Source organism: Candidatus Binatia bacterium, assembly GCA_029243485.1.
Taxonomy (GTDB): Bacteria; Desulfobacterota; Binatia; order UBA12015; family UBA12015; genus VGTG01.
This window is the reverse complement of sequence record JAQWRY010000001.1, coordinates 298015-323935: the sequence shown is the minus strand read 5'-3', so window position 1 is coordinate 323935 and position 25921 is coordinate 298015. Positions and strand designations below refer to the sequence as shown.

General features: G+C 66.4%; 20 protein-coding genes and 1 pseudogene. 6 read left to right on the top strand and 15 right to left on the bottom strand.

The genetic code is table 11. From position 1 onward, the window contains the following. Positions 1 to 5: 5 nt before the first annotated feature. The 4 genes from P8R42_01525 to P8R42_01510 all read right to left on the bottom strand — a co-directional run bounded on the left by P8R42_01525 (position 6) and on the right by P8R42_01510 (position 3372). On the bottom strand, positions 6 to 1226 hold the full coding sequence (locus tag P8R42_01525; GenBank protein ID MDG2303325.1) for an aminoacetone oxidase family FAD-binding enzyme: 1221 nt from the start codon (positions 1224 to 1226) through the stop codon (positions 6 to 8). A 48-nt stretch (positions 1227 to 1274) separates the two neighbouring features. Next, the gene (locus tag P8R42_01520) at positions 1275 to 2399 is read right to left on the bottom strand and encodes an amidohydrolase family protein (protein MDG2303324.1); all 1125 of its coding nucleotides are present in this window, start codon (positions 2397 to 2399) and stop codon (positions 1275 to 1277) included. 46 nt (positions 2400 to 2445) lie between these two features. Further along, entirely contained in the window at positions 2446 to 2832 is a 387-nt protein-coding gene (locus tag P8R42_01515) for a hypothetical protein (protein MDG2303323.1), read from the bottom strand. Positions 2833 to 2952: 120 nt separating this feature from the next. Continuing rightward, positions 2953 to 3372, bottom strand: coding sequence for a transposase (locus P8R42_01510; protein MDG2303322.1), 420 nt, complete (start codon positions 3370 to 3372; stop codon positions 2953 to 2955). A gap of 125 nt (positions 3373 to 3497) precedes the next feature. Between P8R42_01510 and P8R42_01505 the strand changes: the two genes are divergently transcribed. The 3 genes from P8R42_01505 (at position 3498) to P8R42_01495 (ending at position 7179) form a co-directional block, all read left to right on the top strand. Further along, on the top strand, positions 3498 to 3734 hold the full coding sequence (locus tag P8R42_01505) for a hypothetical protein (protein ID MDG2303321.1): 237 nt from the start codon (positions 3498 to 3500) through the stop codon (positions 3732 to 3734). A 531-nt stretch (positions 3735 to 4265) separates the two neighbouring features. Beyond that, positions 4266 to 5750 carry a DUF1800 family protein gene (locus P8R42_01500; protein ID MDG2303320.1) on the top strand — a complete coding sequence of 495 codons (1485 nt, stop codon included), beginning with the start codon at positions 4266 to 4268 and terminating at the stop codon, positions 5748 to 5750. Between the two features lie 103 nt (positions 5751 to 5853). Continuing rightward, positions 5854 to 7179 (top strand): DUF1501 domain-containing protein, encoded by a 1326-nt coding sequence (locus P8R42_01495; protein ID MDG2303319.1) that lies wholly within the window; start codon positions 5854 to 5856, stop codon positions 7177 to 7179. Between the two features lie 28 nt (positions 7180 to 7207). On the opposite strand, the gene P8R42_01490 is transcribed toward P8R42_01495, so the two are convergent. Further along, positions 7208 to 9448 (bottom strand): acyl-CoA dehydrogenase, encoded by a 2241-nt coding sequence (locus P8R42_01490; protein MDG2303318.1) that lies wholly within the window; start codon positions 9446 to 9448, stop codon positions 7208 to 7210. Between the two features lie 43 nt (positions 9449 to 9491). Between P8R42_01490 and P8R42_01485 the strand changes: the two genes are divergently transcribed. Continuing rightward, the gene (locus P8R42_01485; protein ID MDG2303317.1) at positions 9492 to 12764 is read left to right on the top strand and encodes a c-type cytochrome; all 3273 of its coding nucleotides are present in this window, start codon (positions 9492 to 9494) and stop codon (positions 12762 to 12764) included. Positions 12765 to 12770: 6 nt separating this feature from the next. On the opposite strand, the gene P8R42_01480 is transcribed toward P8R42_01485, so the two are convergent. Next, positions 12771 to 14096: a metallophosphoesterase gene (locus P8R42_01480; GenBank protein MDG2303316.1), complete on the bottom strand. Its 1326-nt coding sequence runs from the start codon at positions 14094 to 14096 to the stop codon at positions 12771 to 12773. Positions 14097 to 14179: 83 nt separating this feature from the next. On the opposite strand from P8R42_01480, the gene P8R42_01475 reads away from it, so the two are divergent. After that, positions 14180 to 14995: an alpha/beta hydrolase gene (locus P8R42_01475; protein MDG2303315.1), complete on the top strand. Its 816-nt coding sequence runs from the start codon at positions 14180 to 14182 to the stop codon at positions 14993 to 14995. Between the two features lie 7 nt (positions 14996 to 15002). Here P8R42_01475 and P8R42_01470 read toward each other — a convergent pair whose 3' ends face one another. From P8R42_01470 to P8R42_01430, 9 genes and pseudogenes are all read right to left on the bottom strand, one after another. Continuing rightward, positions 15003 to 15665 carry a nitroreductase family protein gene (locus P8R42_01470; protein ID MDG2303314.1) on the bottom strand — a complete coding sequence of 221 codons (663 nt, stop codon included), beginning with the start codon at positions 15663 to 15665 and terminating at the stop codon, positions 15003 to 15005. A gap of 68 nt (positions 15666 to 15733) precedes the next feature. Beyond that, positions 15734 to 18067, bottom strand: coding sequence for a tetratricopeptide repeat protein (locus tag P8R42_01465; protein ID MDG2303313.1), 2334 nt, complete (start codon positions 18065 to 18067; stop codon positions 15734 to 15736). Then, positions 18064 to 19097 (bottom strand): annotated as a pseudogene (locus P8R42_01460) (enolase C-terminal domain-like protein). The gene P8R42_01465 and the pseudogene P8R42_01460 overlap by 4 nt, the downstream one beginning before the upstream one ends. Before the next feature lie 51 nt (positions 19098 to 19148). After that, entirely contained in the window at positions 19149 to 19937 is a 789-nt protein-coding gene (locus tag P8R42_01455; protein MDG2303312.1) for a tyrosine-protein phosphatase, read from the bottom strand. Further along, the gene (locus tag P8R42_01450; GenBank protein ID MDG2303311.1) at positions 19937 to 20854 is read right to left on the bottom strand and encodes an alpha/beta hydrolase; all 918 of its coding nucleotides are present in this window, start codon (positions 20852 to 20854) and stop codon (positions 19937 to 19939) included. Before P8R42_01450 ends, P8R42_01455 begins: the two co-directional genes overlap by 1 nt. 46 nt (positions 20855 to 20900) lie before the next feature. After that, on the bottom strand, positions 20901 to 22337 hold the full coding sequence (locus tag P8R42_01445) for a TolC family protein (protein ID MDG2303310.1): 1437 nt from the start codon (positions 22335 to 22337) through the stop codon (positions 20901 to 20903). Further along, a complete protein-coding gene (locus tag P8R42_01440) occupies positions 22334 to 22819 on the bottom strand; it encodes a nuclear transport factor 2 family protein (GenBank protein ID MDG2303309.1) in 486 nt (161 codons plus the stop codon). The genes P8R42_01445 and P8R42_01440 overlap by 4 nt, the downstream gene beginning before the upstream one ends. A gap of 92 nt (positions 22820 to 22911) precedes the next feature. Then, on the bottom strand, positions 22912 to 23742 hold the full coding sequence (locus P8R42_01435; GenBank protein ID MDG2303308.1) for a hypothetical protein: 831 nt from the start codon (positions 23740 to 23742) through the stop codon (positions 22912 to 22914). Between the two features lie 146 nt (positions 23743 to 23888). Continuing rightward, the gene (locus P8R42_01430; protein MDG2303307.1) at positions 23889 to 24392 is read right to left on the bottom strand and encodes a VOC family protein; all 504 of its coding nucleotides are present in this window, start codon (positions 24390 to 24392) and stop codon (positions 23889 to 23891) included. Positions 24393 to 24482: 90 nt separating this feature from the next. On the opposite strand from P8R42_01430, the gene P8R42_01425 reads away from it, so the two are divergent. After that, complete coding sequence (locus P8R42_01425) at positions 24483 to 25913, top strand: carotenoid oxygenase family protein (GenBank protein MDG2303306.1); 1431 nt, start codon at positions 24483 to 24485, stop codon at positions 25911 to 25913. The last annotated feature ends 8 nt before the right edge of the window (positions 25914 to 25921 follow it).

Here is a 25921-nt window from a genome sequence, read left to right as displayed (position 1 = left end):
TGCGGCTAGCCGTTCATCCGTGGCTCCCGCAAGTCGCGTGCGGCGGCCTGGCCGGCCCGGCGTCCCGTAACGAAGGCCCACAGAAAGTTGTATCCACCGATCCGTCCGTCGACGTCGATGATCTCGCCGGCGAAGTGCAGACCCGGGTTCTTGCGGCTCTCGAGTGTCTTGGTCCGCAGTTCGTCGAGTGGAATCCCGCCGCCCGTGGCCTCGGCGGTCCGGTAACCCTCGTTCCCCTCGATCGGGAGCACGCATGCGGACAGTTCTCGTTCGAGGATGTTTCGGTTCTCCCGTGGGAGCTCGGCGAGTCGACTCTCGGGTGGGACGCCGGCCCGGTCGAGGAGCAAGTCCGCCAAGCGGCGGGGGAGGGCCTCGCGGACGATCGAACCCACGGTCACCCGGCCCGGTGTGCGGAGCCGTGCAGGCCAATCGGTGGTCGGGCCGCCCCAATGCGCTTCCAGGGTGACATCGTTCGCGGGCGCGCTGGTGAGTGCGCGGCTGATGTCGAGGACGACCGGCCCGCTGAACCCGCGGTGTGTGAACAGGAAGCTCCCGGTTCGTTCATGGACGAAGCTGCCCTCGCGTCGCGCGCGGAGGGTTACGGGAAGGGAGACGCCGGGGAGCGCGAGCCACGCCCGGTCCGCCGTGGTCAGCGGGACGAGGACCGGGAACGTCGGCGCGAGCTTGTGTCCGAGGGAGCGAGCGAGGCGGTAGCCGCCGCCGTCGCTGCCCGTCTTGGGCAGGGAGAGCCCGCCCGTCGCCAGGATCACGCGGTCTGCCCGAATCGGGTCGGCGTCTGCGAGGGCGACTTCGAAGCCCGACCGCGTCGTTTTCACTGACGAGACACGAGAGCTCGTGCGGAGCTCGACCCCCAGGCGGCTGCACTCGCTCAGAAGTGCTTCGACAATGTCGAGCGGCCGCTCGCTGCGCGGGAACACCTTTCCGGTGTCCTCGACCTTGAGCGGGATCGCCAACTCGGATTCGAAGAAGGCGCGGACTTCGGGGAGAGGCCACGAGAGCAGGACGTTCCGCATGGCTCGGGCCGCGCCCCCAGTATGGAAGTCCTCGGGGACCGCTTCGCTCGGCAAGAGGTTGCAGCGGCCGCCACCGCTCACGCGGATCTTTGCGCCGGGCTTCGGGCGCGTCTCTAGGAGCAGCACCTCGGCACCGGCTCGACCGGCGAAGATCCCGGCGAGCAGGCCCGCGGCGCTCGCTCCGACGACCACGACCGACGGCGGCGAGCCCGGACTGGAGGAGTCGTGCGTCGCCGCGACCTACTTTCCGACGGGAATGTCGTAGAGGTGTGCGGTGTTTTCGCAGACCATCTTGCGGCGCTCGACGGGGGGGACGTCGCCGAAGTGGCGCTCGATGTACTCTCTCGACGTTGGCCACGAGCTGTTCACGTGCGGGTAGTCGCTCGACCACAGGATGTTCTCGACGCCGATGACGTCGCGGTTCCGGACGCCGATCTCGTCGTCGATGAACGTTCCGAAGACCTGACGATGGAAGTAGTGGCTCGGCGGCTCGGTCAGCTCGGACCGGGTGTGATAGCGGTGCTTGTTCCAGACGCTGTCCATCCACGGGACGAGGAACGCCATCCAGCCGATGCCGCTCTCGACCGACACGATCTTCAAATTCGGGTGGCGCTGCAGGGCGCCGGAGAAGATGAAGCTCGCGATGGGTTCGGACATCGCCGACTTGTTCACGGAGATGTTCACCATGATCTCTTGCCGAAGCCCGCGCGTGACCGGCCGGGTGCCCAGGTGGAAGTGCACCGGGAGATTCATGTTGGCGAGGGTCGCCCATAGGCGCTCGTACGAGGGGTCGGTGTAGGGCTTGTCGCTCGCCGGGGATTCCTCGTAGGCGGGAACCGCCGGGAGGAGGACGCCCCGGAGGCCCAACTTCGCGCAGCGCTCGGCTTCTTCGAGCGCGAAGTCCATGTCGTAGATCGGGAGCTCCGCGATGCCGATCAGGCGGTCGGAGTACGGCTTGCAGAACTCCGAGATCCAATCGTTGTAGGCGCGCATCATCGCCTTTCGGAGTTCTCGGTCCGCGCATTGGATCGCGACACCGCCGCCCGAGCCACTTCCGAAGAGGACTTGGGCCCTCACTCCGTCGAAGTCCATGTCTTCGATGCGCGCGTCGGGGTCCCAGCCGCCCTTTCGGCCCTGCTCTTTGGTCTTCGCGAGAAGCCGGACGTTCTTGGAGTCGACTCCAGCGGCGCTCTCAAGCGCGCCGAACGGCCGCTCTGTGTCTTCGAAGACAAGGATCTCCTTGTCACCGCGTGACTCGACGCGAGGCGCGCGGTCCCGAAATCTGGCCGGCAACCGTTCCGCGTACATGGTCGCGGGCGGGTTGACGTGATCGTCGGCCGAGATCAGTTCTTCATCGGTCGCCATCGGCATCCCCCTACAGACGGGGAGTCCACGGGTTCAACTCGGGCGGTCAGCCCTCGTCCTTCAGGCATTCATTGGAGAGCTTCGCGAGTCCGTCGAATTGCTTCGTCAGATGCTCGGCGTGGGCCTGGCTCGTTTCGAGTGACTCGGTCGGCTCCGAGTAGCTCTGCAGAGCGAGGGTGGTCAGGCGAAGCGCCGATCCGAGTGCCTCTTGGCAGGCCTGCGGATTCGGGCAGCCCGCGCAGGCCTTTTCGGCCTGCTGGAAAGCGAGCTGCGAGGCCTCCATGATCCTGCCCTGGGTTCCGGCTTCTCCGTCGGCCGCAGCGGCGGCCGGCGCTGCCGGCTTTGCGGCTGCGGTAGCGCTTGGTTCTTCGGACGAGGAGCAGGCGGCGAGGCCCAGAGTCAAGACGAATGCGACTACTATTGCTGGCTTCATAATAAACAAGTCTCCTGGTTGATCCGGATAGGTTTCGGCGCATGGGCTCCATAAGTCAAGGAGCGGAGGGCCGTGGCGGCCTGGAGGTCGGCCGTTCGACACGCGAATCGAGCAGGCGCCCTAGTGTCGTGTACCCGAAATCTGTGTGACGCGACGTAGTCTGCGGGGGCTCTCTGTGAGCGTCTTCAGCCAACGAAAGGGCTTTGCGTCTCGGCTCCAGCCGTGGAGGCAGCTCATGGTCGTCCGGATCAAGCGCGGCACACCGTCGAAGCTGCCACCTTGAATCGCTTGATAGATGATCAACCTAAACCACCGCTCGGCCAGGTTCAGCCACGAGCTGCTCGTCGGCATGAAATGAAAATGGATCCGCGGGTGCGCCTCCAACCACTCTCTCACCTTCGGATGTTTGTGCGTCCCGTAGTTGTCGAGGATGAGGTGTAGCTCGCAGCGCGGGTAGCAATGTCCGTGCACCTTCCCGCTGGCAATTTGCACAGGGGCGAACAGCGTCGTCGGCCTGGGGCGCTTGTGGTGGTGTGTCATGCGAGCTGGAAGTCCTCGGCGCATCGGCCGCAGGGGCTGGGTGCGATCAAGGGCCTGAATCTGAGACTTCTCGTCCACGCATAGGACCAGCGCTCGCTCCCCGGGGGGGCGAGGAGAGCCCTACGATGTCGGCCAGCTTGGTGTCGAAGTCCGGGTCCGTACTGAACTTGAACGTCTCAACCCGATGCGGCTGGAGTCCGTACTTCTTCCAGATCCGATGCACGGTCATGTGGCCGACCCCCACTTTCTTGGCCAGCCGTCGTGCACTCCAGTGGGTCGCGTTCTTCGGCGGCTTCATTGGCGCAGCCACCACCGCCTGCTCCTTACTCGACGTGATCTGCTTCGAGCGTCCCGTCCGATGACGCGTCCGCAATCCGTCGAGGCCTTCGGTCCGATACCGTCCGCCACGTCGAAACGGTAGCGGGAGAAACAGCCAGGCGCTCCGCCAAGGGCCGAACCGCTCCCCCTTCGTCGCTCGCCAGAAGGATCTTCGCCCAAACGGCCAGCTCGTGGGGCGTGGTTGGCGCACGGAGCCATGACTCCAGAGTGACGCGATCGCCCTTTGTTAACCGCACGGCCTCGGTTGCATGTCCAATACAGGAACGGCGTACGTGATCAGTTCCATTGCACTAAAATTCTACATATGGCCGATTCGCCAATAAGTGCACGGCATACATGCTCAATATGTATGCGGTTCTTCGCGGCAACTGAGGCTTGACGATAGCTCGGCTCGCGGGGTGGACATCGCATCAATTTCTTGATTTCAATTAAAAACCAAAATTTCTCCGACAGGCTCTCTGTCTAATTTTTCGAGCTTTGGACTCTTGGCCCTCGATCGAGAGAACGCCGCTCGGCAGGCGAGGACGGACCGCTGTCGTAGGGGGGCTCGGGCAATGGGCGGCGAGAACACAGTCCTTGATGCGGCCGCGGCGCGGCACTTTCTTCGCAGGACGGGGTTCGGTGTGCTTGCGGACGAAACCGCAGACTACACGGGGCTCACGAGAGGCGAGGCGGCGGATCTTCGTCTCGACTTCAAACGCTCTCGGCGGAAGCCCGGCGGCGGCAAAGACCTCCACAAGGTTCAGGACCGTTATCTGAAGCTGGTCCTCAAGCGGAACTCGCCCGGTCTGCAGGAGAAACTCGTGCTCTTCTGGCACGACCACTTCGCAACGAACAACGCAGGCGTCGGCGACTCCAAGCTGATGAGTCTGCAGAACCGTCTCCTGCGGTATCACTGCGCCGGAAACATGAGGGAGATGGTGAAGGAGATTGGCCGTGACGTGGCCATGATCGAGTTCCTCAACACGCAGCAGAACCACAAGAGCGAGCCCAACGAGAACTACGCCCGCGAGTTGATGGAGCTCTTTACGGTGGGCGTGAACGACTTCGCCGGGAACGAGAACTATCGACAATCCGACATCGTCCAGATCGCCCGCGCGTTCAGCGGGTGGCGGTATATCCCGGTCAAGTACAAACGGTACTTCGACGAGACCCAGCACGACTACGTGGCGGAGTTTCCCGCGCGTGGCCCCAAGGTAGTCTTCACCGACGCCGGGGGCTTCGGTGTCGGAGGCCGCGCCTTTGACGACCTAGGCGAGGGCGAGCCCGAGATCGACCGCGTCGTCGACGTCCTCTTCGACCACACCGACACGGACGGCGAGAACACGATCGCTCGCCGCATCGCGCAGCGGCTGCTCGAGTGCTTCGGACACGGAGACTTTGCCGATCCTGTGGTCGCCCAGCCCGTCGTCGACGCCGTTGTCGCGGCCTCGGGTTTCGACGTGACGTTCGAGATCGCGCCTCTTCTGCGCGCGATTCTCTCACACGACGCCTTCTACGAGGCTTGTGTCGCCGCGCCCTTCGGGCCGGCCACGAAGAAGTCGGTCAAATGGCCTGTGGACTTCGTGATCGGCACCATGCGGATGCTCGACATCAAGCCCAAGCAGAATCGGCTCTGGGGCGGGGACTTCCTGACGCTTCGCGAGCACGTGGCCCGGATGGGACAGAGCCCGATGGAGCCGCCGAGCGTTTTCGGATGGCATTGGGAGAACTCGTGGCTCACGACCGGTTCGGTTCTCGCGCGGTGCGCCTTTGCGCGTGACGTCTCGATGGCTCGAATCGGCGGGAAGTCGACCCGCTTGCGGGCCGCCGAACTCGTCGGCGACACCCTGACCGACCCGGGGGAGATCGTCGACGCGGCGACCGCTGTGCTCGGCATCACGGACCAACTCAACGCGAACGAGCGCAACGGTTTCATCGACTACCTCACTTCCGAAGTTGGGGGGCCACTGGATCTGACGGATCCGGACTTCGTCGACCGGAAGTTGAGCGGTCTCTTCGGGCTGCTTCTGCAATCCCCCGCGTACCAGGTGCACTGAAGGAAGGTCCGAAGAAATGCCACTCTCGAGGCGCTAATTTCTGACGCGCACCGGACTCGCTTCTGGTGGCCTCCTTCTCCCTTCCTGGCTCGGCAACCCCTTGGTGCAAGCCGCGTCGGCGGCCGCGGCGGGCAAGAACGTCGTCATGATCCACCTGAACGGCGGGAACGACGCGCTCAACACCGTCACGCCGATTGACGACGGCACGGGGACGCTGCGTACGGACTACGAACTGAATCGCGTCGGCCTCCGCTTGCCGACAGCGGGGCTCTTGCCGATCGGTTCTGACGCGAACACCGGCGCTCAGCTGGGTCTGAACCCGGCGCTCGAAGGCGTGAAGAACCTCTACGACGCCGGCAAGTGCGCGATCGTCCAGGGCTGCGGTTACCCACATGCGCGCCTTTCCCACGACGCCTCCAATCGGGTCTGGCGGACCGGCTATCCGGTGCTGTTGGCGCCCTCGGCCAACGGGTGGGTCGGCAACACGCTCATCGAGCTCGGATATCTCGGGACCGACATTCCGGCCGTGAACATCGGCGCGAACGTGGCCCCGTCGTTCCAACAGGCGGTGACGAATGTCCTCGCCTTCGAGAGCCTCGACGACTTCGGCTTCCCCTACGATCGGGACCATCCCGGCGACGCCGCTGCGAAGCGGGCGTGTTTCGCCGCGCAGGCCGCGGAGGCGCAGGCTTCTGGGCAGCCGCAGGAAGCCTATGCGGGCGCAACGGGCGGTTCCGCGTTGGCGGCGACAGAGGCGTTCGTCAAAAGCTACGTGAACGATCGCGGCGCGTGGGGCACCCTTTATGACATCCTCGGGACTGCACCGGCGCACGACCTCCGCGAGGTTGCGAAGGTGATGTACGGGGTGTCACTCGGCGTTCCGGGCATGGACGCGCGCTACTTCCAGGTCTCGGTCAACGGCTTCGATACGCATTCGAACCAGGGCGGCGGAGATGCGGGGGGCCGCCACTACGAGTTACTCAAGGGCTTCAGTGACGCGATAGAGCTCTTCTACGCGGACCTGGGTGACATGGGCGTCGCCGACGATACGGTGATCCTCGTGTGGAGTGAGTTCGGTCGGCGCGTGAAGCAGAACGGCAACGGGACTGACCACGGGTCGCTCGGGCCGGTGATGCTCTTGGGCGGCAACGTGATCGGTGGCCTTTACGGCAACCATCCGGACATCTCGCCGGCGGGTCTCGATGCGCACGGGAACATGGCCTACTCGCAGAACCCGGCGAATCCGTACCGGCCGACCGATTTCCGCGATGTCTTCGGGACGGTGCTCGAACAGTGGCTGTGCATCCCGGAAGCGACGATCTTGTCGCAGCTTTTCCCGCCCGAGACCCTCGCGTACGATCCGAACGACTACTGGGTCGACGGAAACCACGACTTCGACCTCGGGTTCCTGCCGCCGGCTCCGCCGTAAGATACAGCGGCGTCGGCTACGGGGCCCTTCAGCTGCGGCTGCGAGGCAATCCGAGAGACGCTTGGGCGATGATGCTTCGCATGATCTCGCTCGTGCCGCCGTAGATGCTCGTCGCGGCGGCGAGCCGGTAGGATGCTTCGACGAATCCGGGCCCGTCCGACGACGTGAGCAGAGACTGCGGGGCGGTGAGGTCCATGAGATCGGCCGCGTCCCCGATGAAGGATTCGGCGGAGAAGAGCTTGGCCATGGGCCCGGCCGCGTGGTCTCCGAGGCCCTGGACGCCGGCCCACAGCGCGCGTCTCCCGAGGACGAACGAGACCTCGGCGTGCACGGCGACGCGGGCGAGCCGCTCGCGAACCCGCGCGTCATCTAAAGCGACTCCGTCGTTGCCTTGTGCGGTACGGGCCCATTCGAGCGCTGCATCAAGCATTGCCCACTGCTCCAGATGGAACCCGGCTCCGTGCTCGAGTTGGAGCGCGTAGCGCATCACGTCCCAGCCACCATCGACCTCTCCGACGCGGTAGCGGTCGGGGACGCGGACGTCGGCGTAGTAGGTGATGTTGGTGCGCTCGTCGGAGAGCGTGTGCAACGGTTGGATCTCGAGACCCTGGAGATGCGTTGGGACGAGGAACAGCGTCAAGCCCTTGTGCTTCTTCTCCGCCTCGGGGTTGGTCCGTGTGAGGAGGAACACGTACTGCGCGATGTCGGCGCCACTCGTGAACATCTTCTGGCCGTTCACGATCCAGCCGTCGCCGTCGCGCTCGGCGCGGGTGCGGGCATCGGCGACGTCGGATCCGGAGCCGGGCTCGGTGTAGCCGAGGCTCACGATGGCGTCCCCAGAGGCGAGCCGCGGGAGCACTTCGTTCTTCAGCTCATCAGTCCCGAAGCGCATGAGGTTGCGTCCCACGATGTTGGTCACGCCGATCGGGTTTCGTGTCCACTTGTTCTTCGTGAACACGTCTTGCAGCGCCTTCATCTCAAAGGCGTCCCGATCCTGCCCGCCGTACCGCGAGGGCCACGCCGGGAACAGCAGTCCCGCGGCCGCGAGCTGCTTGTGGAACCCGACGTCGTGCCCCTCCCAGCCGTAGCGTGCCTTTGCGCGTAGGTCGTCCGTCAGGGTGCTTTCGAAGAAGCGCTCGGCGGTCTCGCCGAACTCGATGGCTTTGGGTCCGAGCGTCCAGTCCAGGGTGACGGCTCCGGCGTCCGGGAGGGGGACGTCGGCCTCCGTCCAGAGCCGGTCGGCGACGCGCCCGAGTTCTTCCTGTGGGTCGCCCGCGAGCAGGGCCCACGCCTTTCCGCGCCGGTGGTAGAGCTGAATGTCGTATTCGAGCGAGAGTCCGTAGCCGCCGTGAGTATGCAGGGCGCGCGCGACCGCCGCGGTCGCCGTGTGGGCCGACCACCAGGAGGCCATGGAGATGAGCCCGGCGGCGTGGTGCTCGTCGTGCGCGATCGACCAGATGGCTCTGGACACCAGGCCGCGTACTCCTTCCACTTCGGCGGCGGAGTCCGCGAGCGGGTGCGCGATCCCTTGAAACGCGCCGATCGGCCGACCGAACTGAATGCGTTCCGTCGCGTAGCGCGCTGCGATCTCGAGCGCCTCGCGTGCGAGCCCGCCGAGTGCGGCCGCGGTGAGGAGCTTCCACTCCTCACGCGCGCGGGCATGCGCGTCCGTGGCGGCGTCGCCGCAGAGAAGCACGATGCGCTCTTCGGTCGAGAGGTTGATTTCCGCGAGGGCCGCCGCGCCGAGATTGGTGGGCGCGGTCGTGTCCCCGAGCGGTACGAGAACGAGTTCGCCCCCGTCCAGGCCGAGCGCTGCATCCGCAATCGCGCCGCCCGGCACCAGCTGCGGTCGGCCCGTGGTGTCGTGCAAGGCAAACGTCACGATGGCGTCGCCGCGCAGCACGCGGTCGAGCCAGTCCCGCGCCCGCGGGTCGTCGACGGCGCTGAGCAGGCCCGCGGCCACGATCGCTTCGAGAATGGGCCCGGAGGCGAGGCGCCGGCCCACCTCCTCGGCGACGAGGGTCGCCTCGAAGAGCCCCTGGCCACCGCCGCCCTTCGCCGTGTCCACGCGCATTCCGAGAGCGTCCGTCTCGGCGAGGTGCCGCCACAGGGCCGGATCGAAGCCGACAGGCTCGGCCGCCCGGACCCGGGCGGGCGTGGACTCGGCGGCGAGAAGCTGCGCGAAGCTGCTGCGGAGGAGTTCCTGATCGTCGGAGAGGTGAAGCTGCATCGGGAGGGCATGCTGGCAGAGCGAAGCCTCGGCCGCCATGGATTGTTCTCTCACCGGTAGCGGCTGCTATAGTTGCGGGCGCATGTCTGGTCCGCTCCCGGAATCCTCTCCCCAGCGCAGTAGGCGGCTGGCGACGGCAGGGGTCCTGTCCCTCGTCCTCCTCCTGGGTGGGTGCGCGCAGTTCATGCAGAACCCGGTAGCGGTTACGGGCTCTGTCCTGTCGATGTTCGGTGACATTCTGAAGTGCACCTTCACCTCGTGCGAGCCGGAGGTGCCGCAGGGGATGACCATCACGCAGGTCAGTGAGGACACAGGCGTCGATCCGATCGTTGCGATCGACGTGGATTCGCAGGGGCGTGTCTTCGCTGCGCATTCGGGTCGCATGGACAACGGTGTCCTCGACAACCGCGACTTCGACGAAGCCGGCTTGGACGAAGAACTCGCGATGCAGTCTGTCGAGGACCGCCGTAAGATGATCGACCGCGCCGTTGCTGCCGGCCGCTATCCGCCCGAGTACTTCACGCAGGCTTCCGACGCCGTCGCCGTCTTCGAGGACCAAGACGGGGACGGTGTTCTCGAGACGCGCACCGAAGTGGCGACGTTCAACGGGCCGACCGCCGGCATCGGGTCGGGTGTGCTGCTCTACGGCGATGACGTCTACTACACCAACATCCCCGACGTCTGGCGCCTGCACGACGACGACGGCGATGGACTGCCGGATAGCAAAGAGGTGCTCAGTACCGGCTGGGGCGTGCGATGGGCGTTCTACGGCCACGACATGCATGGCCTGGTTCTCGGACCCGACGGGAAGATCTACTTCTCCATCGGGGACCGTGGATTCAACGCGAAGGCGGCGGACGGGAGCACCGTTCGTCCCCAGATGGACAGCGGCCGGGGTGCGGTCCTCCGGATGAATCCGGATGGCTCCGCCCTCGAACTCTTTGCGCAGGGTCTGCGGAACCCGCAGGAGATCGCTTTCGACGATTTCGGCAACTTGTTCACGGCGGACAACAATTCCGATTCGCTCGACGAGGCGCGGATCGTCTACGTCGTCGAAGGCGGCGACTCGGGCTGGGCCATGCCGTACCAGCTTCTGCGGGAGTTGGAGTACGAACGGGGGCCGTGGAACGCGGAGAAGCTCTGGTACCCGCAGCACGAGGGCCAGCCCGCGTACATCATTCCGCCCCTCCGCTTCATCGGTCGGGGCCCGGCCGGGTTCGCGCACGCGCCCGGTCTCGGTCTGCCCGAGCGCTATCGGAACAGCTTCCTCGCTGCCGACTACGCGTACATTCGGTCGCGCAGTGGCATTCGATCCTTCGAAGTCGAGCAGGAGGGGGCAGGCTTCCGCGCGACGGAGCCGGAGTGGTTCGTGCGCAACCTGCTCACCACGGATCTAGCGTTTGCGCTCGATGGCTCGACGCTCATCACGCAGTACGCGCAGATCCCTCCGCGTAGCGGTGAGATCTTTCGGCTCGCGATGGAGGCCGAGACGTTGGCGTCGCAGAAGGACCGCATCGCAGAGATGGGCGAGATCGTTCGTGCCGGAATGGAGCATCGGTCGGCCGCGGAACTCGCGACGCTTCTGGGTTTCGAAGATCGTCGCGTACGCATGCCGGCCCAGTTCGAGTTGGTTCGGCGCCGGGCGGCCGCGACGCTCGGGGCCGTTGCGCGCGACCGGGGCGCGCTCCTGCTCGCTCGCCTCCACGCGATCTGGGGACTCGGGCAAGTCGGCGCACAGGGCTTGCGGTCCGCTGGGTGGAAGAATCTGGATGCGTTCGCCGGAGACGAGGCAGAGATGCGCGCGCAGGCGGTCCGGGTCGTCGGGACGGCACGAGCGACGTGGCTCGCTCCGGCCCTCGTTCCGTTCCTGCGCGACGAGAGCGCGCGGGTCCGTTACTTCGCTGCGATCTCGATCGGCAAACTCCGCTACCGCGAGGCGATCCCGGCGCTGGCGGATCTACTACGCGAGAACGACGGGAAGGACATCTATCTGCGTCACGCCGTTGCACTCGCGTTCCACGATATGCGAGACGGCGAAGCCCTCGATGGTCCGGCGGACGATTCGTCGGCGGCGGTTCGGATGGGCGTCCTGCTGGCGATGCGGCGCAGTGAGGATCCCGCGCTTGCGCGATTTCTCCACGACCCGGACCCGCGGCTCGTTCTGGAGTCGACCCGCGCGATTCACGACCTCTCGATCGAGGCCGCGGAACTGGAGTTGGCCGAGCTCGCCGGGACGAACCTCCCGTACGCGGACGACGATCCGCAGACGAGCTACGCGCTCCACCGGCGCATCGTGAACGCGAACCTCCGGCTGGGGACGGCAGAGGCCGCACAGCGGCTCGCGGCGTACGCGGCGGATCCGACCAACCCGGAACGTATGCGGAGCGAAGCGCTCGCGGCGCTCGGGCACTTCACGGCGCCGCCACCGCGTGATGCCGTCCTCGGGACCTGGCACCCCCTGGATCCACGGGAAGACGCCGTCGTGTACCCCGCACTGGATCGACACATGCCGACTCTGCTCCAAGGGGATCTGGAAGGCCAGGCTCTCGACGTCGCGTCCTCGTACGAACGGCTTCCTCTCTCGGACGCGGAACTCGAGGGGCGCGTCACGGATGCGAAGGAAGAGAGCGGCATCCGGATCGCAAGCCTCGCGGCACTCTCGGCCCGTTCGGACGGACCGTCCGGGGACGCTCTCGCTGCCGCGACCTCGGCCGGTCTCGCCAGCCGGGACCCAGCGCTTCGGGCAGAGGCGCGCGATGTCCTCGCGGTGCACGACCCCGATCGTGCGATCGAACAGAGCGACACACTCGGAGACGCGGCGCCGGTTCTCGAGCGTCAGCGTTCGATCGCGATGCTGGCCTCGCTCGGTGCAGGCGGTAACGGCGCGGCCGACATTCGACTCGCGCGTGCCGTCGAACGTCTGAATGAGGGGGATCTTCCGGCTGACGTGCAACTCGACGTTCTCGAGGCCGCGCGCGGTCGTGACAGCGAAGAGCTGCGGGCGGGGCTGGCTCGGTACGAGGCGGGTCTCGACCCGGCCGACCCGCTCGCGAAGTACCGCATCGCTCTCCGCGGAGGCGACGCCGAGCGCGGCGCGACGGTCTTCAACGGCACCGGCGATTGTAAGCGCTGCCACACCGTCGACGGGGAAGGGGGCGCGACGGGGCCGGAGCTGACGGGACTCGGGGACCGAACGAGTCGCGCGGAGATTCTCGAGGCTCTCCTGGTTCCGGACGCGACGATTGCGTCGGGCTTCGAGCAGGCGACGGGGGGGAGCGCGATGCCACCGATCGCCGTAGAGCTCCCTCCGAGCGAGCTCCGCGACCTGATGGCCTATCTCGCCGGTTTGAACTGATCCTGTTCAAGTCTTGCGGCGCAGTGTCAGTAGGGCGATCTCCGGCGGGATGCCGATCCGCATCGGGTAGCCGTAGAAGCCGACGCACCGGGTGACGTACAAGCGCATGTCGCCGCGGTCGTAGAAGCCCTGATCCCGAAGGCCGACCATACCGACGACACTGAGTGCGCTGTCCGCTCCCAGTTGGACGCCGATGTGCCCACCGTGTGTGTGGCCGGAGAGGACGAGGTCGGCGCAGGAGTCCGGGAGAGCGGAGAAGCCCTGTGGGTCGTGGTTCAGGAGGAGGCGGGGCGCCGTCCTCGGACCGAACTCCGCGAGGATTCGTTTGTAGTCGACGGTGCGATCGATTCGTGCGGACAGGTACTCGAGCCCGGCGATCTCGAGGGGCTGACCACGTACGTCGATCATCACGGCTTCGTTGCGCAAGGCCGTGACGCCGCAGTCGGCGAGCCGGCGGACGAACCGCGGCGCGTTGTCGTAGTCGTGGTTGCCCAGACAGGCCCATTGGCCGTACGGCGCTTCGATCTGAGCGAGAGCCTCGTACAAGGGCTCGTCGAAGTTTCCGGAACGGTGCGTGAGGAAGTCCCCGGTGTGGAGAACCAGGTCCGGTTTGGTTCCGTTGGTGAGTTCCGCGACGCGGAGCAGTTTCTCGCGATTCATGGCGCCACCGACGTGGATGTCGGAGAGGTGCGCAACTCGTAGTCCGTCGAGCCGGGCGGGCCATTGCTCGAGGTGCGCGTCGCGGTGTTCCACCTGGAAGTCGTAGGAGGTGCCTACGCCGGAGAGAGAAACACCGAATGGGACGCTGACGCCGACGAGGCTGGCCTGTCGGAGAAACCCGCGCCTCGAGAGTGCGGGCGCGGTGTTGTCTGCGACGGGTCGTGTCCGTAGTTGCGAGAAAGTGCGGCCCGCGAGTCGTCCCAGGCCCAGTCCGCCGAAGCCGAGCAAGACAAGGGCGTGCCCGCTGAACCAGACCGGGCCGATCCAGGCGAGTGGAGAGGCGTTGAGGAGCGGGTTGGGGTCGGGCGAGCGCGCGAGGAGGAGCTGAGAGACCATTAGCAGGTCGCACGCGATCCCGAGGGCGGTCCAAGCCACCAAGAGACCGGGGCCGCCGTTCGGTCGGCGGAGGTGCGGCGCGACCGCTTGATGAAGCCGCCGTCGCGCGTACGTGAAGGGCAGGAACCCCAGGAGAACTGTCAGCGCGAGCAGCACGCCCCGGCGCACGTCAGCCGCCGAGTAGGCGAGTGCGGCGAGTGCGATCGCGACGCTGAGCGTGCGAAGCCACCAGCGCAGCACTCGCAGGGTGGAATCGGGCGAGGTGGGGGGATTCATCGGGCCGGCCTCAGCATACCCCAATGTCCGGTGTAGGACAGGAAATTCGCGACGCTGCCGTGGCAGAGTGCTAGGAATTCTGCATGGCAGGCACCCGAACGAAGCTGGGCGACGTCGAGATCGAGTGGGAGGAGCATGGCGATGCCGCACGCACGCTTCTGTTGGTTCACGGGTTCACTGGAGCTCGGACGGATTTCGAGACTCACTTCGAGTCACTCGCACAGGATCGTCGCGTGGTTGCCGCGGACCACCGGGGACATGGTGGGTCGACGAATACGGGACGTGCGGAGGACTACACGCTCGACGCACTAACCGAAGACCTGATCGGATTTCTCGAGGCCACCGTGGATGGCCCGGCTGACGTTCTCGGTCACTCGATGGGTGGAATGGTCGCGCTCCGGCTCGTTCTGCGCCGGCCCGACCTCGTGCGCTCGCTGATCTTGATGGACACCGCGAGCGAGGCGCCTAGGGGGCTCGTTCCTCCGGAGAACTTCGGAGACCTGGTGCGAGAGCTCGGAGTGCGTGCGGTCGTGGACTCCGTCGCGCGGACGCCGGAGCGCGAACTCTTCGCGAGGTGCAAGGGCGCCGCCTGGGTCGAGAGCGATACGGAGCGACGGCTTTCCGGACTCGACCGCGAGGCGTTCATCGGCCTGTTGCCGCAGGTCTTTCAGTGCGCGTCGGTGTCTGGCCGTCTCGGGGAAGTCGAGTGCCCGACGACGGTCCTCGTAGGCGGGCTCGACGCTCTCTTCGTGCCGACGTCCGAGCGGCTCGCGGGCGGCATCCCCGGCGCGCGCCTCGAAGTGGTCGAGGGCGCGTATCACAGCCCGCAGCACACCCATCCCGAGGAATGGCTCGCGCGAGTGCGCGGCCACCTCGAGTGGGCTGACGCCGCGGGCTGATCCGCGTCTACTTCTTCGTTTCCCAGAGCGGCTCGGGTATGTCGAGGCCGAGCGGCGTGCCCCATTGGTTGCGGAAGGCGACCTCGTGGACGGGGCGTCGGCGGGCGAGGCCCCAGCGGCCCGTCGGGTATCCCATCGGTACGCACGCGGCGAAGACCCATCCGTCCTCGGCGGGCACACCGAGGATCTTCAAGACCTGCTCCATCTGAAACATCATCACGCTCGTGATCGTGCTGCCCACGCCATCGGCGCGCGCTGCGAGCATGGCACTCCAGATCGCGGGGAAGATCGAACCGCCGGTCGGATCGCCCTGCGCGAAGCCGAACAGCAGGATCGGGTAGTCGGCGAAATGGTTCGCCATCCAGTTCGCCGACTTCATCACCTTTTGCATCTCGATGCTGTCGGCATCGTCGGGCCTCGCTTCCATGGCTGCGACGCGCTCGGCGTAGATGGTCTTCCAGAGCATGTCGATGCAGCCCTTGTAGATGGGCGCGAGTTGGTCGCGGATGGCAGGGTCATCGACCAGCAGGAAGCGCCAGTTCTGGCTGTTGCCGCCCGAGGGCGCACGGATCGCCGCATCGAGGATGCGGGCCTGGACGTCTTCGGGGATCGGATCCTTCTTCACGCGACGCATCGCGCGCGTGGTGTACAGGGCCTCGTGAATCGTCATCTCAGACATAGCCAGAGGCTAGCCGACCGACCGCCCTCGTAGCCAGCCGTCCCCGAACGCTTCACGGATCACTGAGCGGCGAAGGGTTTCTCCATCGCGTAGAGAGCGCGCCGCCGCTCGCGTTCGACGGCAGCGGGTGTGCGCTCCGGCGTTCGCGCGATCGCCGCGCGAGTCATGGCCTCTGCGTCGCTGAACCGGCCGGCGGCGGCGAGGGCCGCGGCCAAGGTGTCCAGATAGGAGGGGTGTCCGCCGCCGCCCAGGACGCCGATCTTGGCCCAGGCGATGGCCTCCTGCGGGTTGCGCCATTGTGGATCCGCGCTCGTCGCGCGCAGCCACGCGAGCTGGTTCGCGAGTAGGGGCTGCTCGCGGTCTCGAGCCAGTGCTTCTTCGAGGACTGCGATCGCGCCGCCCGCGTCGTCGCGTCGTTGCCGGATCATCGCCAGCATGCGAGCGGTATCGGGGTCGCCCGGGGCGAGGGTGTAGGCGCGGGTGAAGGCCTCCTCGGCAGCGACGGAGTCGCCGCTGTTGAGCAATACCACGCCAAGGTTATGCGCGGCCTCGGGGTGGGTGGCGTCCACCGCGAGCACCTCGCGGAACCGTGCTATGGCTTCGGCGGTTTGCCTGAGGTCCATCCGGATGACGCCCAGGTTGTAAAGCGCGTCGACGTCGGCCGGTTCGACCGCCAGGACGTGTTCGTAGTGCTCCGCGGCCGCTTCGGGTTGGTTCCGCGTGTAGAGTGCGACTGCGAGGTTGTAGTGCGCCTTCGCGCCCCTCGGGTTCATGCGAAGCGCGGTTTCGTAGTCCTCGATCGCGCCGTCGAGGTCTCCCGCCGCGGCCCGGGCCGCGCCGAGGTTCATCCACGTCCGCGGATCGCCCGAGTCGTGCTCGAGGGATTGCTCGTAGAAGCCGATCGCAGCGTCGATCTTGCCGGTGCGCGTTGCGGCGATCCCGAGGTTGTTGAACGCCATGGCCAGATACGCGCCGCGCTCGATCGTGCGGGTGTAGTAGCGGATCGCGGTGTTCCAATCCCCGCGATCGGAGGCGAGGACGCCCATGTTGAGGAGCGCCTCGACGTCGTTCGGTTCGAGCGCGAGCGTGGCCTCGAAGTGGGCGTGCGCCTCGTCGGGCCGTCCCGACTCCATGAGGAAGACGCCGAGGTTTTTGTGGGCGAGCCGACTTTCCGGGTTCAGGGCCAGGGTCCGCGTCCACAGCGCCTCGGTGTTCTCCCACAGCCCGGTTTGCTGCCAGGTGAGGAAGGCCAGGAAGAGCCAGAGCGCGCCCCCGATGGTGACTCGAACGGCGTCGCCGGCACGGACCGCAGTGAGGAGTGCATTCGCGACGAGGCCGAAGACCAGCGCGAGTCCCGCGGCCGCCACGTACAGGAGGTGGTCCGACACGAACGAGTAGCCCATGAACGGAAACCAGACGACGCCTATGACGAGAGCAATGTTGGCGGCGTACATTCCGACACCGAGCCAAGCGATCTCGGGAATTTGTCGGGCCTGCCAGAGTCCGATCGCCGCGGCCGCTCCGAGCGCGGCGAAGGATACGCCGCCCCAGATCGGTGCGGACTCGAGTGCCCATCTCGGATAGACCGCCACGAGCTCGGTTGGCCACAAGAACTTGCCGACGTAGAACCAGGCGGCGCGTGCCGCGACGAGCATCCGCGTGCTGAAGGGCAGGAGAGGGGTCACTTCCTCTCGAGAAACGTGGACCAGTCCGACCACGATCGAGAGTGCGAAGAACGCACCGATGCGCACGAGAGCCCGTCGGTCGAATTTCGCGCCGCGGACCCAGTGGGTGAGTGCGATGGCGATTGGCAGAGTGACGGCGGTGGCCTTGCTGAGCAGCGCGGCGAGCGCCAGAACGAGAGAAAGGATCCAGCCGCGCGTGGCGGCCCCGGCTTCCCGCGTCACGGAACTCGCGTAGGCCAGCATCGCCGCGAGATAGAACAGCGCGTAGAGCAGATTCTTCCGCTCGGTCAGCCAGGCGACGCTGGCCGCTTGTTGAGGATGGAGCGCCCAGACGCCGGCGATGGTCCACGCGAGGCCGTAGCCGAGTCCGAGGGCGCGGAGCAGCAATCCGAGAAGGATCGCGTTCGTCGCGTGCAAGACGACGTTGTTCACGTGAAAGAGCCAGGGGTCTCCATCGGCGACGCGCCACTCGACGTACCAGCTCGTGAACGTGATCGGGTAGAAGGCGGGGTCGCGCCAATCCTTCCACGCTTCCCAGTAGCCGTCCTCGGCGAGGATGTGCCGGTTCTCGTAGATGTGATCGTCGTCGTCCCAGACCACGAACTCGGCGTCCCACGTCGGCGCGTAGGCGGCGACGATGAGGGCGATGAGCAGCCACGGCGCCGCGCGAAGCGATCGGCTCGGGGTGTTCAAGGAGGGCTGCGTCAAGGACGGTCTTTCCACGCCGTCCCATTCGGGAACGCGTAGCGTGTCGCGCTGTCCCCTCGGATCTTCACGTTGAACCCCGGCGCCTCCGGCGCGCGGTAGCGGCCGTCGCGGACGACGGCGGGGTGCACGAAGTGCTTGTGTAGATGCTCGGCGTACTCGGTCATCCGGCCCTCGAGCCTCTCGCTCACGCAGATGTAGTCGAGGATCGAGAAATGTTGCACGTACTCGCAGAGCCCGACGCCGCCGGCGTGGGGACAAACCGGGACGCCGTACTTCGCGGCCATCAGCAACACGGCGAAGACTTCGTTCAATCTGGCGAGTCGGCAGCCGTCGATCTGCGCGTAGTCGATCGCGTCAGCTTCGAAGAACTGCTTCCACATGACGCGGTTATGGCAGTGTTCACCGGTTGCCACCCCAACCGGGTGGATCTCGCGACGGATGCGTGCGTGTCCGAGGATGTCGTCGGGGCTCGTTGGTTCCTCGATCCAGAGCAAGTCGAGTTCGGCTAGTGCCGCCATGTCATCCATCGCTTCGCCGACGTCCCAGACCTGGTTGGCGTCGACCATCAGATCCCGATCGGGGCCGATCTCTTCACGCACGATTCGGCCGCGTCGCAGGTCGTCCTCGACATCCTGGCCGACCTTCATCTTGAAACTCGTCCAGCCGGCCGCCAGCGATTCGCGGCAAAGCCTTCGAATCTTGTCGTCGTCGTAGCCGAGCCAGCCCGCCGACGTGATGTAAGCGGGGTATCCGTTCGCGAGGATCTCGGTCTCGCGCTCGGAGCGGGTGTCCGCAAGCGCACGGAGACGCTCGAGCGCCTCCTGCGGCGTGATTGCGTCCGAGATGTGCCGAAAGTCGACGAGTTCGACCTGCGCTTCGGGAGAAAGGTCGGAGCGTACTTCCAGACTTCGACGACGACGTACGCAGCGGAGTAGTCGGGGTCTGGATTCATGGCATCCGACCCGTCGAGGAAGTCGGACGTCGGAAAGCGGATCTCGATCGTGGGGAGGTGGGTGATGCGTACGTCCATGGCTGCGCAGACCCTGGCGCGAAGACGCGCCCCACGCAAACCGGATTCCGGCTACTCCAGAAGCTTCGCCCGGAGCTGGTCGCGCTGGGCCTCGCTCACGCCGAGGCCGTCGCGGAGGTAGCTGTCGAAGTCGCCCCAGCGCTCGCGCATCGCTTCGAACGAGGCTTCGATGTATTCGGGCCGAACTTCGAGAAGGGGCTGCAGGACGCCGCCCCAGGTTCGCGCGTCGCGCTCGGTCAGGTTCTGACGAAGCCGCTCGGCGGCGAGATTGCTCAGGAGGTACTGCTCGATCACCTCGTCGTCAGGGACGTCGACGGCCAGGAGGACCACCGAGGCGGCCCAACCGGCGCGGTCCTTCCCGGCGGAGCAATGGAAGAGCGCGGGAAGGGCGTCGGCCTCGCAGAGCCCGTGCATGAACCGGGTGTAGGGCTCGGGGCGATGACGTACGATGTGCGCGGCGCCGCGGGTCATCAGCTTCTCCGCTCTGCCGTTTCCGAAGATCTCTTCGAGGCCGTCCGTGGCGTTCTTCGCGATGAGGGTCCGGATGTCCTCGCCGGCGGCGGGATCGGGCATCGGGAGCTGTACGTGCTGCGTGCCGTTGGGAAGGCGGTCGGCGCCGTCGGCGGCGATGTCCGCCTGTGTGCGGAAGTCGAAGACGCGGCGGATCCCGAGTCGCTGCAGTTCGGCCACATCGTCGTCGGTCGCGCGACCGAGGTGGCCGCTACGGAAGAGGACTCCGCGCCGCAGCCGTCGGCCGGTTGTGGTCTGGTGTCCCCCGAGATCCCGGAAGTTGGCGATTGCTTCGAAGGTCTCGGCGGGTGGGTCCCGGAACGGTGCCATCAGGCGAGCCCGCGGATCGTCTCGGCGACGAGGTCGGGGGCCTCGAGGACGAGGAAATGGCCGACGGTGTCGAGTCGGTGAACGTCGCCCGCGCGGCACCGGCTCACGACGCGCTGCGCGACGTCCCAGTCGCGCGCGTAAGCGGCGGCTTGGTCCTCGGGCTTCGCGCGCCGGCGGCTCGAGAAGACGAGTTGGACGTCGGCATCGACCAATTTGTCTGCGAGGTAGTCCGCGATCGCGAGACGGTTTCGATACACCTCCGCCTCGTTCTCGCGGCGGCACTTCAGCCGATATCGCCCCGAGGCGTCGGGGGCGCTTCCAAACTCGGCGAACGCCGCTTTGGCGTCCGCGTCGAGGCCTTCGCGCTCCAGCTGAGCACGCAGGATGCGTTCGAGACCTTCGCCGACCGCGTCCGCGGAGTTGAAGCCCCCTGCTTCCCGCTCGCCGAGACGCATCGTGCCTTTGGCGAGTCGCTCGGCGCCTACCGTCGCGCCCTCGGCGTCGGCGAGCACCGGATCGAGCAGGATCATCTTGCCGATTGGCACGGATCGCTTCGCCAGGCCGACCAAGGCACAGTCGCCGGCGAACGAGTGGGTCACGCAGAGGTCGGGAGCTCGCCCGTAGCGCTTGGTCACGGACTCGACGATGCTCACAAAGTCGTTGCCGAACAGCTCCCAGGAGTAGGCCTCGGAGCCGGCCGGCGCGTCGGTGTCGCCGTGGCCGCGCTGGTCGACCGCGACGACCTGCATGCCCGGAGAGAGTCGCGATACGACCGGGGCCCAGGCGCCGGCGCAAAGGCTCGCGGCGTGTACGAGCAGCACGAGCGGGCCGTCGCCCTCCCATGTGAGAAGGCGATGGCGGAGTCCGCCCAGATCCCGTTGGTCGAGCCAGGTCTGCTCGGTCGGCGAAGTCGTCATGGGACTCCTTCGTACGGACGGGACGGGCAGAGCGCCAGAGGGTGTGTCAGAACGCCGGAGCGGCGGGCGCTTCCAGGGGTAGCTGGAGGGAGCCACCGACCGCGGTCTCGAGCTTCACCCACGCGGTTGCGCCGGCCAACATCTCCTGGACCCGGGCGCGTTCGAGCATGATCATTCGTCGCTGCGCGAGTAGGAGCGCCGTGACATAGGCCTCGCCCGAATCGTCCGCGTCCTGGAGCGAGGCGACGACGCGCTTTGCGGGCGCCACCAGGGTCTCCCCGTAGAGCTTCGTCTGCTCGCGCGCGCGCAGCCACTCGTTCAGGGCCAGCCGCGCTTGGGTGATCGCGGCCTGACGGAGTTCGGCGATCGAGAGCTCGGCCTGATCGATCCGCGCACCGGCACGGGCGATCGCTGCCGAGCCGGCGTCGAAGATCGGGATCGACAGCGCCCCTCCCGTCATCCATCCGTGTCTTCGGCTGAAGTTCTGACGGAAGCCCGTGGCGAGGCTGACCTGCGGGAAGCGCATCCAGCCGGCGAGGCTGGCTTCGGCGTCGGCCGCGTCGCGAAAGCGGGCGGCGGCAGCCAGATCCAGGCGGACGGTCGTCGCGCGCGCCTCGATGTCTTCTTCGGTGGGGGGATCGTAGCGTAGCGTCGCGGCGAGATTGCCCGCCATCTTCCAGTCCGTGGAGATTTCGGGGCGTCCTATCAGACGCAGGAGTTCGAGCTGCAGCGAGCGGTACATGCGCAGCGCATTGACGTAGTCTGCGGACGCGCGGCTCGCGTCCATCCGGGCCCGGTCGAGGTCGACCTGGGAGGCGCCGCCGTCGCCGTGGAGCTCGGAGATCTTCCCGAGCGTCCTCTTCGTCGTTTTGACGTACGACTCGTTCAGTTGCGTGAGGCGTTCCATGCACATCGCGCGGGCGAACGTCACGCGCACGGTCGCCGACGTGGTGACGACCCGGTGCGCCGCCCGAAAGACCGCGCCGTCGAGAACAGCGTCTGCCGCATCGATTCGGTCGCTCATCGTCCAGAGCCACGTGAGTTGCTGAATCGCCTGCACGGCGAACGGGGCGCCCGCCATACCGTCGAGCGCGGTTCCGAACGTCATCGCGACGATCGGGTTGGGCGGGAGCGACGCCTGCGAGAGGTCGGCTCGACGCTCGGCGACCAGCGCAAGGTGTCGGCGCAGGGCTGGGTCGTTCTGGAGCGCACCGCGCACGGCCGCGTCGATGCCGAGTGCTTCATGCCCGTCCCATCCGCCGGATCGATCCTCCCACGGGCCCGACCAAATCTGAGCAAGGTTCGCGTCGAGGCCGGTCCGATTGCTCGCGAGATCCGCCGTGCGGGCAAGGTCGGGCGCAGGGTTCGCGGAGATACAGCCGGTGAGAAGCGCTGCAGAAACCACGGTGGCCCGACGCAGGTGCCGAAAACGAATGATTTTGTGACGTCGGTCCATCTCGACACGAGTTTTAGCGGCGCTCACGGCTCCCACGCGCATAGGCGGACGGGCTGTTTGGGCGGCGCGTTCATGGGGCCCGAAGGCTTCCAGCCGCTCTCCTTCATAACCTCGAAGACATGGGCCATGTTCAGAAGGTCGTGCTCGAGAGAGAACTTGCCGTCTCCGGCGTAGATCAGGCGCGACATGCCCGGGGCCTGCCAGTAGCCGCCGTCTGGTCGCCGGCCGGGAAGTCGATTCTGCCAGCCGGTGACGAGGCGATTGCCCTCGACCACCTCCCACTCGTGCGGGAAGGACCAGCCGTCGAGTCCCTGCATACTCTTCTTGAAGAACGCGCGGATGTTGTCGCGTCCGTCGACGCGCCCCCAGGCCGGGTCGACGAAGGTCGCCTCCTCGGTGAAGAAATCGGCCATGGCGTCCCAGCCGATCTCACCCTCGACGACGCGTCCGCGCACGTCGAGGAACCGGTTGTGTGCCTCGAGGATCTCTTCCTTTGCGAACTCTGCCATCGGCTCCACTCCTCCCGTGCCCCGATCGTGCACCTCAGCCCACGTCTCGGAGTCGGGCCGATCGAGCTGCGGGACGCGGGGCGGTTTATGCGTTACGGCGCCGGTGGGTTCTGGATGCGCACGCCGAGGGCGGCGAACCGCTTGTTGTCGGGGTCGAACCCTTCGACGCTTATGATCCGCACCTTGTCGCCCGCGCTCAGGCCGGGGATGCTGAAGCCCACCTCTCCGCTGTCGTTCACGATGTCGAAGCTGAAGTTGTCGGTTTTCGGCGTCCCGTTTACGATGGTCTTCACTTCGAGGCGGTTCCCCGCGGCATTAATGTCGTTGCCCAGCGTGTCGTGGAGTTTGTCGAAGCGGACTTTCAGTTCGGCCCCGTGCTTCGCCTTGAGAGAGACGTCGGCGTCCCGCGTGTCGGCGAGGCGAATGAAGCTGCCGTCTTCCGTCTGGACCATCGCGGAGGCGAGCGCCTTGCTCGGGCCCGCTTCGTTCGTGAACCCGAAGTGGCCGAAGGCGACGCCTCCGGAGTCCTCGAGAGCCATGTCGACGATCTGAATGATGTCGGGCTTCACGAGGCCGAGCAGGTGATTGTTGATCTTCCCTTTGCCGTTCGAGATGTCGAAGGGAATCTGCCAGGTCTGCGCGGCGCCGTTCACGATGACGTCCATGCGCAGCTTGTTGCCGGCCGCCGTGATCTTTCCGCCGGCGGCATCGCTAACCTTCTTCAGCTTCAGCTTGATGGTGCCGCCGTTGCCGGAGCTGAGGTTCATCGACACTGCGGTCTTCGGCCCGAACTTCACCGGCGACGCACTCGCCGCAACGGCGATGAACACCGCCTTCAGCGAGGTCTGGTGAGCGAGGGCAGGAGCCGGAACGAGGAAGGCGATCGCCGCGATCAGCGGCAAGAGAATTTTGTGGTTGTGCATGTGCATTCTCCTGCGGTTCGTTCGTGCGTCCGTCGAGGGGGGCTCGTGGTGGTCGCGGCAGGATGGGAGCCCCGAGGGCCCCGAATATCCCGCTTTCGGGGCCCTCGGGTCAATATGTGCGGTGCACCCGGACCGTGTAGGCGCGGCTAATCGTCTGAGCCGGTCACGCCGTCGTCTCCGAACCGATCGGCCGGTCCGGGGCCGGCCGGACCCAGCCGGCCCTCGTCGCCGAAGTGCCCCTTTCCCGGGACGTGATTCACTTCGGCCCTGATCCCGTCGGGATCCTCGAAGAGGACCGAGTAATAGCCCGGAGCGAACTGCGGTCCATCCTCGGGGGCATGCACGATGTGCGCTTCGAGCTCGTCCTGCAGGAACCGGTGAATCGCGTCGACGTCGTCGCGACTCCGGGCGCGGAAGCAGAAGTGGTGCACTCCCGAGCGGTCCTGGTCGAAGGTGCGGTCTCGCTTGCCCGCCGGAGCGGCGCGCACGAGGAGCCCGGTGCGACTGCCAATGCAGTAGATCACGCCGTCCCCGTGGATGAGGCTCTTCATCCCGAGGAAATGGCAGAGTTTCTCCCAGAAGGGCAGGCAGCGCTCCGGATCGTTCACGGTGAGCTGGATGTGGGCGATCCCATTGACTTCGACGCTCATGGTTCCTCCGGAGCATAGGATCCGTTGCGGGTGGGGTCGAGTTGGTTCCGGAGGGGCTTCCTGGCTACTATTCGGTCCAGGAGGCAGCTCATGAGTCTATCTTTTCCGAACCATCCCTTTCTGACCGGTGCGTGGGAACCCTGGCCGATGGAGGGCGAGGCGCGCGATCTAGTCATCGACGGCGAGCTTCCGAAGGAGCTGGCGGGCACCCTGTATCGCAACGGCCCGAACCAGCAGTACGCGCCGCGCGACGAGTATCATCCGTTCTCGGGCGACGGGATGGTGCACGCCTTCAAGATCGAGGACGGACGCTGTCACTACCGCAACCGCTGGGTGCGGACGCCGCGGTTCAATCTCGAGCGGGACGCCGGCGAGTCGCTGTTCTGCGGCTTCAGCAACCCGATGATGAGCGATCCTCGCACGAAGGGGGTCCCGGGCGGGCCGTCGAACACGAATGTGATATGGCACGGAGGTCGCCTGTTGTCGTTGGTTGAAGGCGGCCTTCCTCCGGTCGAGCTCGATCCGGAGACGCTCGAGACGATAGGCGTACACGACTTCGACGGGGAGCTGACGCGGCCGATGGATCCGGACGTGGCCGAGCTGATGGGCACGGAGCTTCGCGAGGGGCGCGCACCGGGCATTTTCACGGCGCATCCGAAGGTCGATCCCGACACGGGCGAGATGCTCGGCTTCGGGTACAGCGTCTTCGCTCCGTTCCTCACGTACTACGTCGTGTCGGCCGATGGGCGCCTCGTTCGGACCGAGGAGATCGAGGTTCCGTTCCCGGCGATGGTGCATGACTTCATCACCACTGCCGAGCACGTGATCTTCCCGCTCTTTCCCGCGACGATGCGTGTCGAGCGTGCGGCGAAGGGCGAGAGTGTGCTGAAGTGGGAGCCCGAGCTCGGCACGAAGGTCGGCGTGATGCCGCGAGACGGCACGAGCGACGACGTCGTGTGGATCGACGCCGATCCCAGCTTCGTGTTCCATCCGATGAATGCGCACACTGACGGGCGGAAGATCACGGCCGAGATGTCGCAGTTCGTCACGTTCCCCCTGGGCGAAGCACCTCCCGGAGGGAACCCCTCCACGCTCACGCGCTGGCACATCGATCTGGATGCGAAAACGGTTCGCTACGAGCAGCTCGACGACGCCGAGGTCGAGTTCCCGCGGGTGGACGAGCGCCGCACCGGTCTGCGCAATCGCTTCGGCTTCTGTGCGGGGTCCGGCGATGCGATGCGTGGAATGTCGGATCTGCTGCGCTACGACCTCGAGTCGGGCCGCTCCGACGTGCACCATCTCGGGGAGCATGCGGCGAGTTCCGAGCCGGTCTTCGTTCCGCGCACGGACGATGCACCCGAAGGTGATGGTTTCCTTCTGAGCGTCGTGTATCGAGGGGCGGAGCGCCGCAGTGACCTCGTCGTGCTGGATGCGCAGAATCTCGCGGACGCCCCGCTCGCGACGGTGAAGCTGCCGCACAGGGTTCCCGCCGGTTTCCACGGAAACTGGCGTCCCGCGTAGCGCGGCGA